11 protein-coding genes are annotated in these 14,992 nt (G+C 72.7%); 6 read left to right on the top strand and 5 right to left on the bottom strand.

The genetic code is table 11. From position 1 onward, the window contains the following. Window positions 1-6: 6 nt before the first annotated feature. The 3 genes from MCHT01_RS23550 to MCHT01_RS23540 all read right to left on the bottom strand — a co-directional run bounded on the left by MCHT01_RS23550 (window position 7) and on the right by MCHT01_RS23540 (window position 3,405). Complete coding sequence (locus MCHT01_RS23550) at window positions 7-345, bottom strand: thioredoxin family protein (protein WP_067069573.1); 339 nt, start codon at window positions 343-345, stop codon at window positions 7-9. A 101-nt stretch (window positions 346-446) separates the two neighbouring features. Further along, entirely contained in the window at window positions 447-2,582 is a 2,136-nt protein-coding gene (locus MCHT01_RS23545; RefSeq protein ID WP_067069570.1) for a sensor histidine kinase, read from the bottom strand. 106 nt (window positions 2,583-2,688) lie between these two features. Next, window positions 2,689-3,405, bottom strand: coding sequence for a response regulator transcription factor (locus MCHT01_RS23540; RefSeq protein ID WP_067069568.1), 717 nt, complete (start codon window positions 3,403-3,405; stop codon window positions 2,689-2,691). A gap of 176 nt (window positions 3,406-3,581) precedes the next feature. Between MCHT01_RS23540 and MCHT01_RS23535 the strand changes: the two genes are divergently transcribed. Continuing rightward, window positions 3,582-4,910 (top strand): SPFH domain-containing protein, encoded by a 1,329-nt coding sequence (locus MCHT01_RS23535; RefSeq protein WP_067069565.1) that lies wholly within the window; start codon window positions 3,582-3,584, stop codon window positions 4,908-4,910. 80 nt (window positions 4,911-4,990) lie between these two features. Continuing rightward, the gene (locus MCHT01_RS23530) at window positions 4,991-6,796 is read left to right on the top strand and encodes a hypothetical protein (RefSeq protein ID WP_067069561.1); all 1,806 of its coding nucleotides are present in this window, start codon (window positions 4,991-4,993) and stop codon (window positions 6,794-6,796) included. Window positions 6,797-6,848: 52 nt separating this feature from the next. Here MCHT01_RS23530 and MCHT01_RS23525 read toward each other — a convergent pair whose 3' ends face one another. After that, window positions 6,849-10,100, bottom strand: coding sequence for a PAS domain-containing hybrid sensor histidine kinase/response regulator (locus MCHT01_RS23525; RefSeq protein ID WP_067069558.1), 3,252 nt, complete (start codon window positions 10,098-10,100; stop codon window positions 6,849-6,851). Between the two features lie 223 nt (window positions 10,101-10,323). Next, window positions 10,324-11,154, bottom strand: coding sequence for an orotidine-5'-phosphate decarboxylase (pyrF, locus tag MCHT01_RS23520; protein ID WP_067069555.1), 831 nt, complete (start codon window positions 11,152-11,154; stop codon window positions 10,324-10,326). 95 nt (window positions 11,155-11,249) lie between these two features. Between pyrF and MCHT01_RS23515 the strand changes: the two genes are divergently transcribed. From MCHT01_RS23515 to MCHT01_RS23500, 4 genes are all read left to right on the top strand, one after another. Then, the gene (locus MCHT01_RS23515; protein ID WP_067069554.1) at window positions 11,250-12,017 is read left to right on the top strand and encodes a GNAT family N-acetyltransferase; all 768 of its coding nucleotides are present in this window, start codon (window positions 11,250-11,252) and stop codon (window positions 12,015-12,017) included. Window positions 12,018-12,105: 88 nt separating this feature from the next. Then, on the top strand, window positions 12,106-12,816 hold the full coding sequence (locus tag MCHT01_RS23510) for a winged helix-turn-helix domain-containing protein (protein WP_067069551.1): 711 nt from the start codon (window positions 12,106-12,108) through the stop codon (window positions 12,814-12,816). Next, entirely contained in the window at window positions 12,816-14,129 is a 1,314-nt protein-coding gene (locus tag MCHT01_RS23505) for an ATP-binding protein (protein ID WP_067069548.1), read from the top strand. The genes MCHT01_RS23510 and MCHT01_RS23505 overlap by 1 nt, the downstream gene beginning before the upstream one ends. Window positions 14,130-14,332: 203 nt before the next feature. Next, the gene (locus tag MCHT01_RS23500) at window positions 14,333-14,875 is read left to right on the top strand and encodes an outer membrane beta-barrel protein (RefSeq protein WP_067069545.1); all 543 of its coding nucleotides are present in this window, start codon (window positions 14,333-14,335) and stop codon (window positions 14,873-14,875) included. Window positions 14,876-14,992: the final 117 nt, after the last annotated feature.

Genomic DNA, 14,992 nt, shown 5'->3' with positions numbered 1-14,992 from the left:
TGTCGATCAATCCCCGTCCACGCGTCGCAGCGCGGTCCGGATGTCCTCGGCGTTCGTGGGCCTGACCAGCCGCGCCACTTCCGCGCCGTCGCGCAGGAAAATCAGCGTCGGCCACAGCTTGACCTTGAACGAGCGCCCCAGCGCCTGGCCCTTGCCGTCCTCGACCTTGATGTGCTGCACCTGTTCGTGCCGGTCCTCGAAAGCCTGTTCCAGCAGCGGCTGCGCGTTGATGCAATGCGGGCACCAGGGCGCGCCGAACTCGACCAGCACCGGCCACCGCGCCGACAGCGAGTCGACGGCGTCGCGCAGGGGCTCGGTCAGCGCGTAATGGGGATTCATCGGCATGGGGAACTCCTTGGAAATGGCCTCGCGGCGCGCCGGACCCGTCCGGGCGGGCGTCCGAGGGGCGACGCGGGGCACGTGGCGGCGATCGCCGCCAGCATGGCTCAAGCCGGCAGGCGCCGCAGCGTGAGCTCGAACACCACCCCATCCGGCAGGTTGAATGCCCGGATCGCGCCGTCCATCTTGGCCAGGTAGCTGCGGGCCACGAACAGACCCTGACCGCGGCGCTCGCCGGCCGCCTGCGGCGCGGTGTCCGACACGCCGTACTCGAAGATCCTGTCCAGCATCGCGGGATCGATGGTCGGCCCCTGGTTGCGGATGCGCAGCAGCACCGCGCCCGGCTCGCCGGCCTCCAGCGTCAGAGCAATGGGCGTTCCCGCGGGCCGGTAGCGGTCCGCGTTGCGCAGCACGTGGGTGACGGCGTCCTCCAGCGCGTAGGCCTCGGCGCGCACCAGCAGCGGCTCGGGGAGCGTGGATTCGAAACTCACGTCGTCGATGCCCGCGTAATGCGCGTTGGCGGCGACCTCGCGGCAGAACGCGGCCAGGTCGAGCGCCTCCGGATGCAGGTCGGCCGAGGCCAGCGCCTCGCTGGGCGGCGCGCTGCCGTAGAGCACCTTCACCGCCTGCTGCATGCGCTGCACGTAGCGGTGGCTGGGATCGTCCGCGCCGCCGTGCAGCACCATCAGCGACTGCAGCGGCGACATGATCTCGTGGCCCACCGCGTGCCACATCTCGCGCTCGCGCTCGGCGCGCAGCTGCTCGCGGCGCAGGCCGTCCTTGACCCGCTGCAGCGCGTCGGCCAGCGAGCCCGCCAGGATGCCCAGCTCGTCGCCGCCGCGCAGGTCGGCGACCTCGAGCTCGCCCAGCCGCTGGTCCGCGCGCGGGTCCTGCATGTTGTAGGAGACCGCCGCCGCGCGCTTGGTCAGCACCGCGATGCCGCGGATCAGGCCCAGCTCGACCATCAGCCAGGCGGCCGCGATGGCGGCGAGCATCGCGCCGGCCAGCATCGCCAGCGGCCGGGCCTCCAGCGCGAGCTGCCGGTCCAGGCTGCGCAGGTCGCCGCGCAGCTCCAGCCGGTAGCGGCCGTTGGGCGTCGCGACCTCGTCCGAGGCGGTGAGCCAGCGCACCTCCACGTCGCCGCGATCGGCGCCCACGCCCACGACCGGCAGGCGCCGGATCACGTGGATCAGCCAGGGCAGCGCGCGCTCGGACAGCTCCGGCCCGCGGCGTTCCGCGATCACCTGGGGACGGGGGCCGGTCTTCTCGATCCGCAGGGTCTCGCCGGGCTGCAGCGCGGCGCCGATGCGATCCAGCGACAAGGCCAGCGACGCGCCCGGCCGGGTGCTGTCGAACAGCACCGGCACCGGTTCGCCCTCGGGCGCGGGGCCGAGCAGCTCCACCCGCACGCGGGCCTGGTCCAGGTCGGCCGGCGGCCAGACCGGCGGGGCGCGCTCGAACAGCGCTTCCTGAAAGGCCTCCACCGGCAGACGCACCGAGTAGAAGGCGTGGCGGACGCACGCCGGGCCGGTGGTCGACTCGACGCAGGCGCCCTCGCGCCAGAGCCAGCCGCGGAACTCGCGCGAGGGCCGCGCCTTGCCGGGCAGCTGCGGGCCCGCGCCGACGAAGCCGGTGAGCCGGCCGCGCTGCGCGCCGTCGCGCGCGGCCATGCCCTCGAAGGGCGCGATCCAGGTCTGGGTCTCGCCGCGCATCGTCAGCGTGACCCGCATGCGGTGCACGCCGGAAAGCGCCAGCGCCCCATGCTCGCGGCCTACCAGCGGACCGCTGTCCAGGCTGCCCACCAGGTAGAGGAAGCCACCCGCGTAGGCGTTCGCGCCGACGGCCGCGCACAGGCTGGACCCGTCGGGCCAGCGCAGGCCGCAGCCGGCCATCTCGACGGCGCGCTGCGCCTTGTTCTGGTCGTCGAAGTCGATGGCGGCGAACGGCAGCAGCACCGGCGCCTGCCCGGCGCGGTCGCCCGGGGTCATCGTCGGATTGAGCAGCGCGAGCTGGCCGCTCGGATGCCGCAGCTGCAGGACGATCTCGGCCAGTGACTGGCGGAAGCCCTGCGCGTAGCGCTGGTAGGCGCGCTGCTTCTGGTCGGTCAGCACGGTGGCCACCAGGCCGAGGGTCGCCAGCGCCAGCAGCAGGAAGGCCAGGTGCACGACCGCGCGGCGCCGGAAGGCGGCGGGCCCCAGCCGCGGCACGGCCAGCGCGGGCAACTCGACGGGCCCCAGCCTCATGCGGAGACCCTCGCGCGCGTCGTCGCCCTGGCCATCGCCATCGCCATCGCCATCGTCATCGTCATCGGACGCGTCTCGACCCGATCGCGCGATCCGTCGCCCGCCGTCATTGCGGGCCGGTCCAGCGGAAGCCGCGCATCGGCACGTTCTCGATGGCGTCGAAGTCGGGATCGACCTCCTTGATCGCCTCGCGCAGCGTGGACACGTGCTTGCGGACGTTGTCGCGGGTGCGGCCGCTCTTCACGACGTCGTAGAGCTCCTCGTAGGACACGACCTGCGGCGCGCGCTGGTGCAGCGTGGCGAGGATGCGTTGCGCGGTCAGCGGCAGGTTGATGCGCTGGCCCTTCCACAGCGGGCTGCGCTGCCAGAGCGGATCCAGCTGCAGCGCCTCCGCCACCGGCACGGCCGGGACGGCGGGCGCGCGGGCCCGGGCGGCGCGCAGGATGTCCAGGAAGGTGTCGATGAACTCGGCCTCGTCGAAGGCCGTCTTCTGCAGATAGTCCCAGGCGTCCAGCGCCTTCATGATCCCGCGGTAGATCGCGGCCGGCATCGCCGACACCACCAGGACCGGCGTGCCCGCGTTCAGCTTGTTGATGGCGTTGATCAGCGCGACGCCGGCATGGCGCTCCCGGCCGAGCTCGATGTCGAGCACGACCATCTCGTAGTGCTCGCGTGCCAGGGCCGCCTCGGCGGCGTCGCGGTCGAACCACTGGTCGACCTGCAGTTCGGGGCGGGCGGCGCGGATCCAGCCGGCGAGCAGCTCGCTGGTGGGGCGGTCGTCCTCGATGACGGCGACCTTGTTTCCGGGGGCGGGGGTGACCATGGCGCCGGATTATGGACAGCCTGGACGACTTTCCCGTGCCCTCGTCGCGACGGCGCGCGGAAGCTTTCTTCCGGACCGTGAAGGGAGGCGCCGCCGCCCGCATTGAGGCTTCCGGGCCGGGCGCCGGACCATGCGTCCCATCCCAACACCCGAACACGGGAACCCCGGAGGACCTCATGAACGACCGCCTGCAATCGATCCGCGACGCCGCCGCCCGGCTGAGGGCTCGGCTGCCCGGTTTCTCCCGCCGCGCCGACGCGGACGGCAACGGCAACGATGGCGGCCCGCGCGGCGGCGCCGACTTCGGCGCGCCGATGCGCCGCGCCGGGTCGGGCCTGGTGCGCGCGCTGCCCTGGCTGGCTGGCCTGACGGCCGTGGCCGGCGCGGTGGCGCTGCTGGTGGCGCATCCGCCTGTCCATGAGGTGCCGCGCGGCGAGGTCAGCCTGCGGACCAACGCGCTGACCGGCGGCCAGTCGATCGCCCACGGGGGATCGATGCTCGCCATCCCGGGTCTGCACGAGGTCCGCGATCTGCCGCTGCGCGATCGCAGCTACCACCCGACCCGCTTCGCCCGTGCCGACGGCGAGGCCCCGCTGCAATCGGTCGAGGGTCTGTCGCTGGGCCTGGACCTGACGGTGCGCTGGACGGTGGACGCGACGCGCCTGCCGCAGCTGGCCGCCTCGCTGCCGGAGGACATCGAGGGCGAGGTCATCGCCCCGGCGCTGCAGGGCATCGTCTATCGCCAGATCGCGACGCACACGGTGCGGGAGATCTTCTCGACCCAGCGCGGTCCGATCCAGGCGGCGCTCGAGGGGGAGCTGCGCCGCAAGCTGGCCGCCGACGGCATCGTGCTGCGCGGGCTGGAGATCGGCAACGTGGACCTGCCCGCCGAGTACCGCCAGGGCCTGGAGCGCCTGCTGTCGGAGGGGCTGGCGACCGAGAAGATGCGCTACACGCTGGAGCTCAAGGAGAAGCAGGTCAAGCAGACGGAGCTGGAGGCGGCCGCCGACAAGGTGCGCCGCGAGACCGCCGCCGAGGCGTCGGCGCGGGAGCAGGTCATCGCCGCCAAGGGCCAGGAGGAGGCGATGAAGCACGTCCTGCCCTTCAAGCAGCGCCAGGTGGAGCAGCGCCAGCTGGAGGCCGAGGCCGAACGCGTCGCGCGCGTGCGCATGGCCGAGGGCAACGCGCAGGCGCGGGGCATCGAGGCCGACGGCGAGGCCAAGGCGCGCGAGAAGCTGGCCGACGCCGAGGCTTATCGGCAGACGCGCATCGGCAAGGTCGCGGTCGAGCAGATGGCCGCCGAGGGCGCGCTGCTGAGCCGCCACCCGCTGCTGATCCAGAAGGCGATGGCGGACAAGCTGTCGGACAAGGTGCAGGTGATCATCGCCCCGCCGCCGGCCGATGGCGGCTTCATCGGCAAGACGCTGCTGGGTGGCCGCGACGCGCCCGCGGACAAGCCCCCGGGCGAGGGCGAGGCTGTGCCGCAGGGCGCCGGCGCGCAGTGAGCGCCGATCGCCCCCTCGCCACGTCCACGTCCACGTCCACGTTCATGACCACCCCGTCCCGGCTCCCGAGGAGGACCGACATGTGCCGCCTGAAGCTCGTGATGGCCGCCGCCATCGCCGCCGTCGCCGTTCAACTGATGTGCGTCCATTCCGCCGATGCGGCGACGCCGGCCGCCGAGACCGCCTCGCCCAAGCCGCCCATCAAGCAGGCGGCGGCCGCCGTGCCGACCGCCGTCGCCGATGACACCGCACCGAAGCCGCCGATCAAGCGCGGCGCGGTGGAGGACGCCGCGCCGCTGCGCACGGCGATCGTGCTCTGGGACAACGTCGCGATGCGCGCGGCGGCGAAGGACTCGGCGCCGGCGCAGGCGCAGCTCTGGCGCGGCGAGGCGCTGGAGATCCGCGGCGAGCGCCCCGACCACTTCCAGGTCTACGACTACCGCCGCGAGCGCGGCGGCTTCGTCCGCAAGAGCGCGCTGCTGCCGCTGGCCGGCCCGGCCGCGCAGCCGGACGCGATCCTGGCCGCGCTGCGCGTGGTGCGCCAGCAGACGGGCGGCGAGTCGCTGGGCGTCGGCCTGGCCGCCGCCTACGTGCAGGCCGCGAGCGGCGAGCAGATGAACGCCGCCAGCGGCGCCGAGGCACTCGACGCGATGGGCACGCTGGCCGAGCGGCTCGCCGATCGGGCCTCGCGCACGCAGCCGCGCACGGACGTGGCGCCGACACCGGCCTCCGCCGCGGCCGACGCGCAGATGGCGGCGCAGCTCGACGTGGCCGCGCGCTACGGCTTGCGCTTCGTCACGCTGGAGCGGGACTCGGGCGCGGTGCAGCTCTGCTATGACGGCGCCGCCTTCCGTCGCGTGCTGGCGATGCCCGCCGCGACCCCGGAGCAGAAGGCGCGCGCGGCGCTCGCGCTGACGCGGCAGGACTGCGTCGATCCGACGGCGCCGCCGCCGCAGCGGGAGGCGCTCGATCAATGGCGCGCCGACGTCCTCGACAAGGTGGACCTGAAGGATCCGCTGCTGACCGCGTACTGGCGCAACCGCGTGCTGATGCGGCAGACCGGCGTGTGGAGCAGTCTCGCCTTCATCCGCGCCCGCCGTGCCGCGATGGGCGTCGGCCTGCCGGCGGCGCTGTCGGCCACCCCGAACGCCGCCGGTGCGACCTCGTCGATGCCCGCGATGCTGCAGGTCGATGCCTCGTCGGCGGCCGCTCGCCGCGCGTTGGAGGCCTTCGCCCGCATCGTGCCGGCGGAGCTCTCCGACGACGATCAACCCGCCTACAACGACGCCGCCATGCGGGGCAACGCCATGCGCTGGGCCACGCTGCCGTCGCCCGCGACGACGCAGCGCCTGGCCGGGCTGAAGGTCGACGTTCGTCCCGGTCAACCTGGCGAGACGTGCGTGACCTTGACGCTCGACGGTGCCACCGCGAAGGACGGCAAGGGCCAGCGCCTCGTCGCCGGCTCGACGGGCGCCGACAACGCGGCGCCGCTGCTGCGCCGCTGCGCATGGGGACTGGTGGTCGCGGCCTCGGTGCGGGCGAACCGCGAGGGCAACGCGATCGCGATCGCCTCGGTCCCCGCCGACGGCTGGCGCGAGCTGTGGCTGCTGCGCCGCGGCGCGAAGGGCTGGACCTTGTCGGTGCTGCCGCCGGCGCCGGCCCAACCGGGCCTGGGCTACGCGGAGTTCGCCGGCTTCGTGCCCGGCGGCAAGGAGATGCTGGTCGCCCGTGAGTCGCGCGCCGAGGGCCGCTATCGCAAGGCCTATGAGCTGATCGACCTCGACACGCTGGAGACGCGTCGACAAGCCGCGGAGGCCGCGATGCTCGGCGCCTTCCAGCGCTGGCAAGCGCCGGAGTGGAAGGGCGCGACGCTGAGCCTGCGCTGAGCCCGGGCCGTGCCGCCTGTCCAGGCCGCCGCGAGGCTCCGGGGAGGGCCGTTCAATCCGCCGTCAGCCGCTCCAGCACCTGCCGCAGCCGCTGCGCGTCGATGGGCTTGGTGAGGAATTCGTTCATGCCGGCCGACAGCGCCTCGTCGCGCTCCTGGACCAGCGCGGCGGCCGTCAGCGCCACGATGGGCAACTGCTCGGGGTCGTAGCGCTGGCGCAGCTGGCGCGTGGCCTCGTGGCCGCTCATGACCGGCATCTGCACGTCCATCAGGACCGCGTCGAAGGGCTTGCCCATGCTGGCCGCTGCGTGCACCGCCTCCACCGCCTGGCTGCCGTCGCTGGCCTGCGAGACCTCGGCCCCCCACTGCTCCAGCATCGCCACGGCGATCATCATGTTCACCGGGTTGTCCTCGACCATCAGCACCCGGCGGCCCGTCAGGCCCGGCTCCTCGGCGGGGGCGCGGCGCTGCGTGCCCAGCGGCGTCGGCGCGGCCGGCAAGGGCAGCTCCGCCCAGAAGGTCGCGCCCGCGCCGGGACGGCTGTCCACGCCCACCGAGCCGCCCATCAGCGTCGCCAGCTCCCGGCAGATCGACAACCCCAGTCCCGTGCCCCCGTAGCGGCGCGTGGTGGACTCGTCGGCCTGCGTGAAGGGCTGGAACAGCCGCTCGTGCATGGCCTCGGCGATGCCCGGTCCGGTGTCGCTGACCTCGATGCGGATGCGGCGCTCGTCCTGACGACGCACGCGCACCGCGACCGCGCCCTGCTCGGTGAACTTCAGCGCGTTGCTCAGGTAGTTGCTCAGGATCTGGCGCGTGCGCACCGGATCGCCCACCACCCAGGCCGGCACCTCGTCCTCGACGTCGATGCTGAAGCCCAGCCCGCGCGCCTGCGCCAGCGTCAGATAGCCCATGCGCATCGTCGCCAGCATGTCGCGCAGCGCGAAGGGCACGGTCTCCAGCGTCAGCCGGCCGGCCTCGATCTTGGACAGGTCCAGGATGTCGGACATCAAGCCCGACAGGCTCTCCGCGCTGTCCAGCATCTGGTCCAGGTAGTGGCGCCGCGTGTCGTCGCCCAGGTCGGGCTGCTGCAGCAGACGCGCCAGGCCGACCAGACCGTTCAGCGGGGTGCGGATCTCGTGGCTGATGTTGGCCAGGAAGGCGCTCTTGGCGCGGTTGGCCGCCTGGGCCTCGTCCTTGGCCTGCGCCAGCGCCGCCTCGACGCGACGCCGCTCGGTCACGTCCTCCATGATCCAGATCGTGCCGCCGCGGCTGGGGTGATTCGGGTCCACCGCGCGCGCCAGGATCCGGCACAGGAAGCGGCTGCCGTCGCGGCGCCGCATCAGGCGCTCCACCTCGACCTGCTCGCCCGCGGCCAGGCGCGGACCCAGCTCGCGGCCGACCGCTTCGTAGTCCTCCAGGCCGGGCCAGACCACGCTGCCCGCCTGCCCGATCAGCTCGCCCGCGGGCCAGCCGAACATCTCCTCGACCAGCCGGTTGGCCTGCACGAAGCGCGCGTCGCGCGTCAGCGCGATGCCGATGGAGGCGTTCTCCAGGATCGCCGCGTGGACCAGCCGGGTGCGCTCGCTGTCCGACACGTCGCGCGAGTTCACGACCAGGTAGGACATCCCGTCCATCACGAAGGGCGCCGCCGACAGCAGCATCGGGATGGGCTGGCCGCGCCGGTTGATGAAGGTGGCGGGCATGTCACTGACGCGGCCGTGCAGGCGCAGCGCCTCGATCAGGCGTTCACGGTCGGCCAGGTCCTGCCAGATGCCCACTTCCTCGGTGCTGCGGCCCAGCACCTCGTCGGCGCCGTAGCCGCTCATCTCCTCGAAGGTCTTGTTGACCATCACGTAGCGGCCGCTGGCGGTCTCGGTCAGCGTGACCACGTCGGGGCTGGTCGCGAACAGGTGCGACAGCAAGGCCTCCGAGCGCCGCAACGCGTCCTGCGCGCGCGAGGTCTCGGTCTGGTCGATGAAGAAGGACAGCGTGGCCGCGCCGCTGGCGGCGTCGACCCGCACGCTGGTGGCCTGCACCAGCCGGCGGCGGCGCGACAGCGTGCGCAGCCGGAATTCCGTCATCGGCAGCATCGCGCCGACCGGCATGGCCTCCATCTTGGCGGCGCGCTGGCGGGCGCGCTCCTCGTCGCCGGGCTCGTAATGCGAGAACAGGTCCTGGCCGATCATCGACGAGCGCTGCGTGTAGCCGAACATCGCCATCGCCGCCGGGTTGGCGTCCATCACCCGGCCCCAGCGGTGCAGCACCAGCGGCGAGGGCGAGCGCCGGAACAGCTCGCGGTAACGGGTCTCGGTGGCCAGCATGGCCTGCTCGGTCTGGACCTCGTCGGTGACGTCGCGGCCCACGCCCCAGTAGCCGCGGAAGTTGCCCTTGGCGTCGAAGCGCGGCTCGCCGCTGATGGAGACGTAGCGCAGCACGCCGTCCTCGCCGGCGCGGCGCATCACCAGGCCGCGGAAGGGGCGGTGCGACTCCAGGTCGGCGCGGTGCGCGTCCAGGTCCTCGTCGGACAGGCCCAGGTGCTCGATCTCCCAGGGCGCGCGGCCCAGGCGCTCTGAGGCGGACAGGCCGGAGGAACCGGGGTTGTGCTCGGCCAGATGCGTGAAGCGGAACTGGCGATCCATTTCCCAGTACCAGTCCGCCGCCATGTTGAGCAGGTGGCGGAAGCGGGCATGGCGCTCGTTGACCTCCTGCATCGCGCGGCGGATCAGCTTGGCGGTGCCCAGCCCGACCACCAGGCCGGAGATCAGCAGCATCAGCTGCGTCAGCAGGCGGCCGGTGAGGCCCGCGCTGGCGTTGCCGACCTGCACCCAGCCGCTGAGCTCGGCCGTGGCCAGTCCGCCCAGCGCCGCCAGGCCCAGGCCGAACAGCGACAGCCCGGCGCCCAGGCCGACCATGCCGGTGCCCAGCGCGACCATCAAGGCGATGATTCCCAGGCTGCTCGAGGTCAGGCCCAGCTGGCGCGACACCGCCACCGTCAGCGCCAGCGCGATCGCCAGGCACATCATGAACATCACGCCCAGCGGCCCGCGGTCGGACGGCAGGCGCCACAGCAGGGCCAGGCCGGCGACGGTGCCGACCAGCGCGGTCAGCGGGGGCAGCCAGCCGCCGAGCGGCTCGGCCGTCGAGGCGCTGAGCGCGAGCAGCGCCCCGCTGAAGGCGCACAGCACCACGCACGCGGCGATGAACAGCCGCGCGGCGCGCCATTGCAGACCCGGGGGCAGGCGGTCGCCTGGCGACAGCTCCTGCCCCACCAGACTGCTCAGATCGTCCTGGGAAACCTTGCTCACTCTGATGCCCAACTGGAACGTGTGGTCGTTCGATGGCGTCGCGATGGCCTGGCCCGGGACGACGCACGCGCCCAGGGCCCGGCTTGCAACGTCCGGTTACGCACAGTCTCGGCGAGTGGCGGCCGTTCTGAAGGGCAGAGGAAACCCGAAACGCGTGCCTCCCGACAGGCGTTTGGGGTTTCTGCCAATTAATTGGCGGCCGGCGGTGGACCCGGCCGGGGCCTCACAGGCCGCCGTCGGGGCGCAGCGAGTCGCGGGTCGCCAGGGCGACCTTGCGGGCGGCGGCGGCGAAATCCTCGCCCGAGGAGGCGTAGAGCACCGCGCGCGAGGAGTTGACGATGACCGTGCCGGCGCCTCGGCGCCAGCCCGCGGCGACCGTCGAGGCCGCGTCGCCGCCCTGGGCGCCCACGCCCGGGATCAGCAGCGGCAGCGTCGGGGCGAGCTCGCGCACCCGCTCGATCTCCTTCGGATAGGTCGCGCCGACGACCAGGCCCAGCTGGCCGTTGGTGTTCCAGTCGCCCTGGGCGATGGCGGCCAGGTGCTCGAACAGACGCGGCTGGCCGGGGACGTCGGCCAGGCGCTGCATCTGCCAGTCGTCGCCGCCCGGGTTGGAGGTGCGGCACAGCAGGAAGGCGCCCTTGTCGGGGTAGCGCAGGTAGGGCTCGACGCTGTCGCGGCCCATGAAGGGCGACAGGGTGACCGCGTCGGCCTGGTAGCGCTCGAAGGCCTCGCGGGCGTACTGCTCGGCGGTGGCGCCGATGTCGCCGCGCTTGGCGTCCAGGATCACCGGCACGTGCGGGGCGTTGCGCTTGATGTGGGCCATCAGCTGCTCGAGCTGGTCCTCGGCGCGGTGCGCGGCGAAGTAGGCGATCTGCGGCTTGAACGAGCTGACCAGGTCCTTGGTCGCGTCGACGATGGCGGCGCAGAAGTCGTAGATCCGGCCGGCGTCGCCCTTCCACGGGGCGGGGAACTTGGCCGGATCGGGGTCCAGGCCGACGCACAGCAGCGAGTCGTTCAGGCGTTCGGCGGCCTGCAGTTTCTGCATGAATTTCATGGAGGGTCCGGGCGTTGGGGTGACTGGCGGGCGGGCCGCCGGGGTGCGGTATTGTCCCACCCACGCGGACGGGGAGCCGCGGGAGGCCGGGATCGATGGAAGTGCTGAGGACGGCGCGTCTGCGCCTGCGCTGGTTCGGGGGGGAGGACGCGCCCTTCGTGCGCGGCCTGCTCAACGAGCCGGCCTGGATCGCCAACATCTACGACGCGCAGGTGCGCACCGACGAGCAGGCCGCGGCCTGGATCCGCGAGCGGCTGGAGGCGCGCTACTGGCTGCTGGGCTACGGCTTCTGGGCCGTGGAGCGGCTGGAGGACGGCGAGACGGTCGGCCTGGCCGGTGTCATCAAGCGCGACGGGCTCGACCACCCTGACATCGGGTACGGCTTCCCGGCGCGTTTCTGGGGCCACGGCTATGCGCGGGAGGCGGCCTCGGGCACCTTCGACTACTGCCGTCAGGTGCTGGGGCTGCGCGACCTGCTGGGGACGACCTCGCCCGAGAACCACGCCTCCGGCCGCGTGCTGCTGGCCATCGGCATGAGCGACGACGGCGTCCGGCAGACCGAGGCCCACGAGGGGCCTTCCCACGTCTACAGCTGGCACGACCCCGCGCCCCGGTCCGATGCCGAGGACGTCGCCGCGCTGCGCCTGCGCTGGCGCGCGGCGCTGCGGGGGGCCGCGCGGCCGGCGCTGATGGCCTGCGTCACGCCCGAGACCGTCGAGCGCGTGATGGCCTCGCGCACCGACCTGTCGCCGGCCGCGCTCGACCATCTGGCGCGGCGCTGGCTCCCCCTGGCGGAGGACCCCGCGCTGCGGGCGGTGCGCACGCCGCTGGGATGGCGGCTGGACATCCCCGCGGATCGCTGAGCCCGACCTCCACGCGCGTGAGCGCACGCGTGGGCGCGCTTAAGAATCCCTGAAGGCAGCGTCCGGGCGCCTCGCCTATGCTCGCGGGATGGAAATTTCTGCATCGCCGGCGGCCGTCCGCATCCTGCTCATCGAGGACGACGAGCGCCTGGCCCAGCTGGTCGCCGACGCGCTGGAGAAGGCCAACTACAGCGTCACCCTCTGCGGCGACGGCCTCGCCGGTGAGGCGCTGATCCGCCAGGAACCCTTCGATCTGGTGCTGCTGGACGGCCATCTGCCCGGCAAGGACGGCTTCGACGTGCTGCGCGACACGCGCCGCGACTTCGCCGGCCGCATCGTGATGCTGACCGCCCGCGACGACGACATCGACCAGGTCCTCGGCCTGGAGGGCGGCGCCGACGACTACATCACCAAGCCCGTCGCGCCGCGCGTGCTGCTGGCCCGCATCAAGGCGCTGCTGCGCCGTGACGCGCTGCCCGCGGCGCAACCGGTGGGCGAGGCGCTGCACTTCGGTCCGCTCACGCTGCTGCCGCAGTCGCGCGAACTGCGCGTCAACGGCGAGCCGGTCCCGCTGACCACCGCCGAGTACGAGCTGCTGAACTTCCTCGCGCATCGCGCCGGCCAGGTGGTGAGCCGAGACGACATCATGCAAGGCCTGCGCGGCCTGGAGTTCGACGGGCTGGACCGCGCCATCGACGCGCGCATCTCGCGCCTGCGCAAGAAGATCGGCGACGACGCGCAGGCGCCCGCCCGCATCAAGACGGTCCGCGGCCAGGGCTATCTGTTCGCGATCGACTGATGGCCGCGATGTCGCTGCGCGCCTCGCTGCTGCGGATGGCGCTGGGACTGGGGCTGGCGGTGCTCGCGCTGGCGCTGCTGGTCGAGAGCCTGGTGCTGATCGGCGCCTCCGAGGTCACCGACGACTACGTGCGCAACTTCATGCGCGGCACCGTCGACCTGCTGGTGCGGGATCTCTCGCCGCTGGACCCCTCCACCCGCCGCGAGCGGGTGCAGGAGCTGGATGCGCAGTTCGACTATCCGGTGCGCCTGATCCGCACCGATCTGGCCAAGCTCAGCGCGGACCAGCGCCGCAAGCTCGCGCAGGGCGAGATCCTCGTCACCGGCTTCAACCGGCGCATCTACGCGGCGCTGCCCGGCGAGCCCGATCAGCTGCTGCTGCTCGGGCCGCTGGACTCCAAGCGCGGCGGCGAGCTGCCCAAGGAACTGGCCGCGCAGCTGGGCGTGGCGGTGGTGTTGGCGCTCGCGGTGGCCATCCTGGCCTGGTGGCAGCTGCGACCGCTGTGGCGCGACCTGCGCGGGCTGCAACGCGCGGCCGAGCGGCTCAGCGCCGGGCGGCTGGACACGGAGATGCCGGCGCTCAAGAGCCGGCTGTTCGCGCCGGTGGTCGCGGCGACGCGGGCGATGCTGGAGCGGCTCGCGGCCGCGATGGCCACGCAGCGCGAGCTCACCGGGGCGGTCTCGCACGAGCTGCGCACGCCGCTGGCGCGCTTGCGCTTCGCGATCGACGCGCTGGTCGACGAGGACGACCGCGCCGAGCGCGAGCGCATGGTGCAGGCCTGCGAGCGCGACATCGACGAGCTCGACGAGCTGATCGACGCCAGCCTCACGCTGGCGCGGCTGGACATGGGCGCGCTGCAGCCGCATCTGTCCCAGGGCGATCTGGGCGACATGCTGGCGCGGGAGGCGCGCTCGCTGGCGCCTCTGCTGGACGGGAAGGCGCTGGACACCGATCTGCGGCTGCCCGCCGTGCTGCCCTTCGACGAGCGGCTGCTGCCCTACGCGATCCGCAACGGGCTGCGCAACGCGGCCCGCTACGCGAAGGGGCGGATCATGCTGTCGTCCTGGGTCGAGGCCGGCCAGCTGTGGCTGGCCATCGACGACGACGGCGAAGGCGTGCCGCCCGCGCTGCGCGAGGCGGCCTTCGAGCCCTTCAAGCGGCTCGAGCGCAAGGGCCGTGGCGGCACGCGGGGCTTCGGCCTGGGGCTGGCGATCGTGCGTCACGTCGCGCATGCGCACGGCGGTCACGCGCGGCTGGGCGAGGCGCCCCGCCTGGGCGGCGCGCGGCTGCTGCTGTACTGGCCGGTCGGCTGACAGCAACGTCGCGCAACAGGCGGCGCCGGGTGTGAAGCTGCGTCAAGCGCCATCGCCCGGACTGTCATGGACCGTCACAGAAGGCCCCAACTCGGTCCACAGACGCGAGAGGTCTCGATTCCCACAATGAGAGCCATGTCGAACGAGCAGCGGTCACGGTGATCGCGGAGCCCGACGGACGACAGCTCTCGAAGGAGTTTCGAATGACCAAGAACAATCGCACCGCTCTCCTGGCCGCCGCCGCGCTGGCTCTGACCCTGGGCTCGGGTCTGGCCAAGGCCGCCGACACGCCGTACTACATCGGTGGCGACGTGGCCAAGTCCTCGCAGCGCGTGGGCGGCGACAGCCAGAAGCGCAGCGCCGACAGCTACAGCATCTTCGGCGGCTACAAGTTCAACGAGAACTTCGCCGTGGAAGCCAACTACACCGACCTGGGCAGCATCAACTTCAACGGCATCAACGCCAAGAACAAGGTGTACTCGCTGGACGGCATCGCCCGTGCCCCGCTGGGCGCCGGCTTCGGCGTCTACGGCAAGGTGGGCGTGGCCTACGCCGACCGCAAGTTCGACAGCGGCCTGGGCAGCGAGCACAAGACCGGCCTGAAGCTGGGCGTGGGCGTCGACTACGCGCTGACCAAGAACGTGTCGCTGCGCGCCGAGGCCACCCGCTTCAACAACATGCCCGACGCCAACGGCTTCAACAAGAAGACCGACCGCCTGGGCGTGGGCCTGGCCTACCAGTTCTGATCGACCGATGACCGGTTACGGCGTCCTGACCAGACGCCGGGTGCCTTCCGGGACGCGCTCCTACGCGACACCCCGATACCCCCCGAAGCCGGAAGGCGCACAGGGCGATGCAGCGAT

This window comes from Mitsuaria chitosanitabida ATCC BAA-476 = NBRC 102408 (assembly GCF_001598255.1).
GTDB classification, from domain to species: Bacteria; Pseudomonadota; Gammaproteobacteria; order Burkholderiales; family Burkholderiaceae_C; genus Roseateles; species Roseateles chitosanitabidus.
This window is presented reverse-complemented; position numbering and strand designations above follow the sequence as displayed.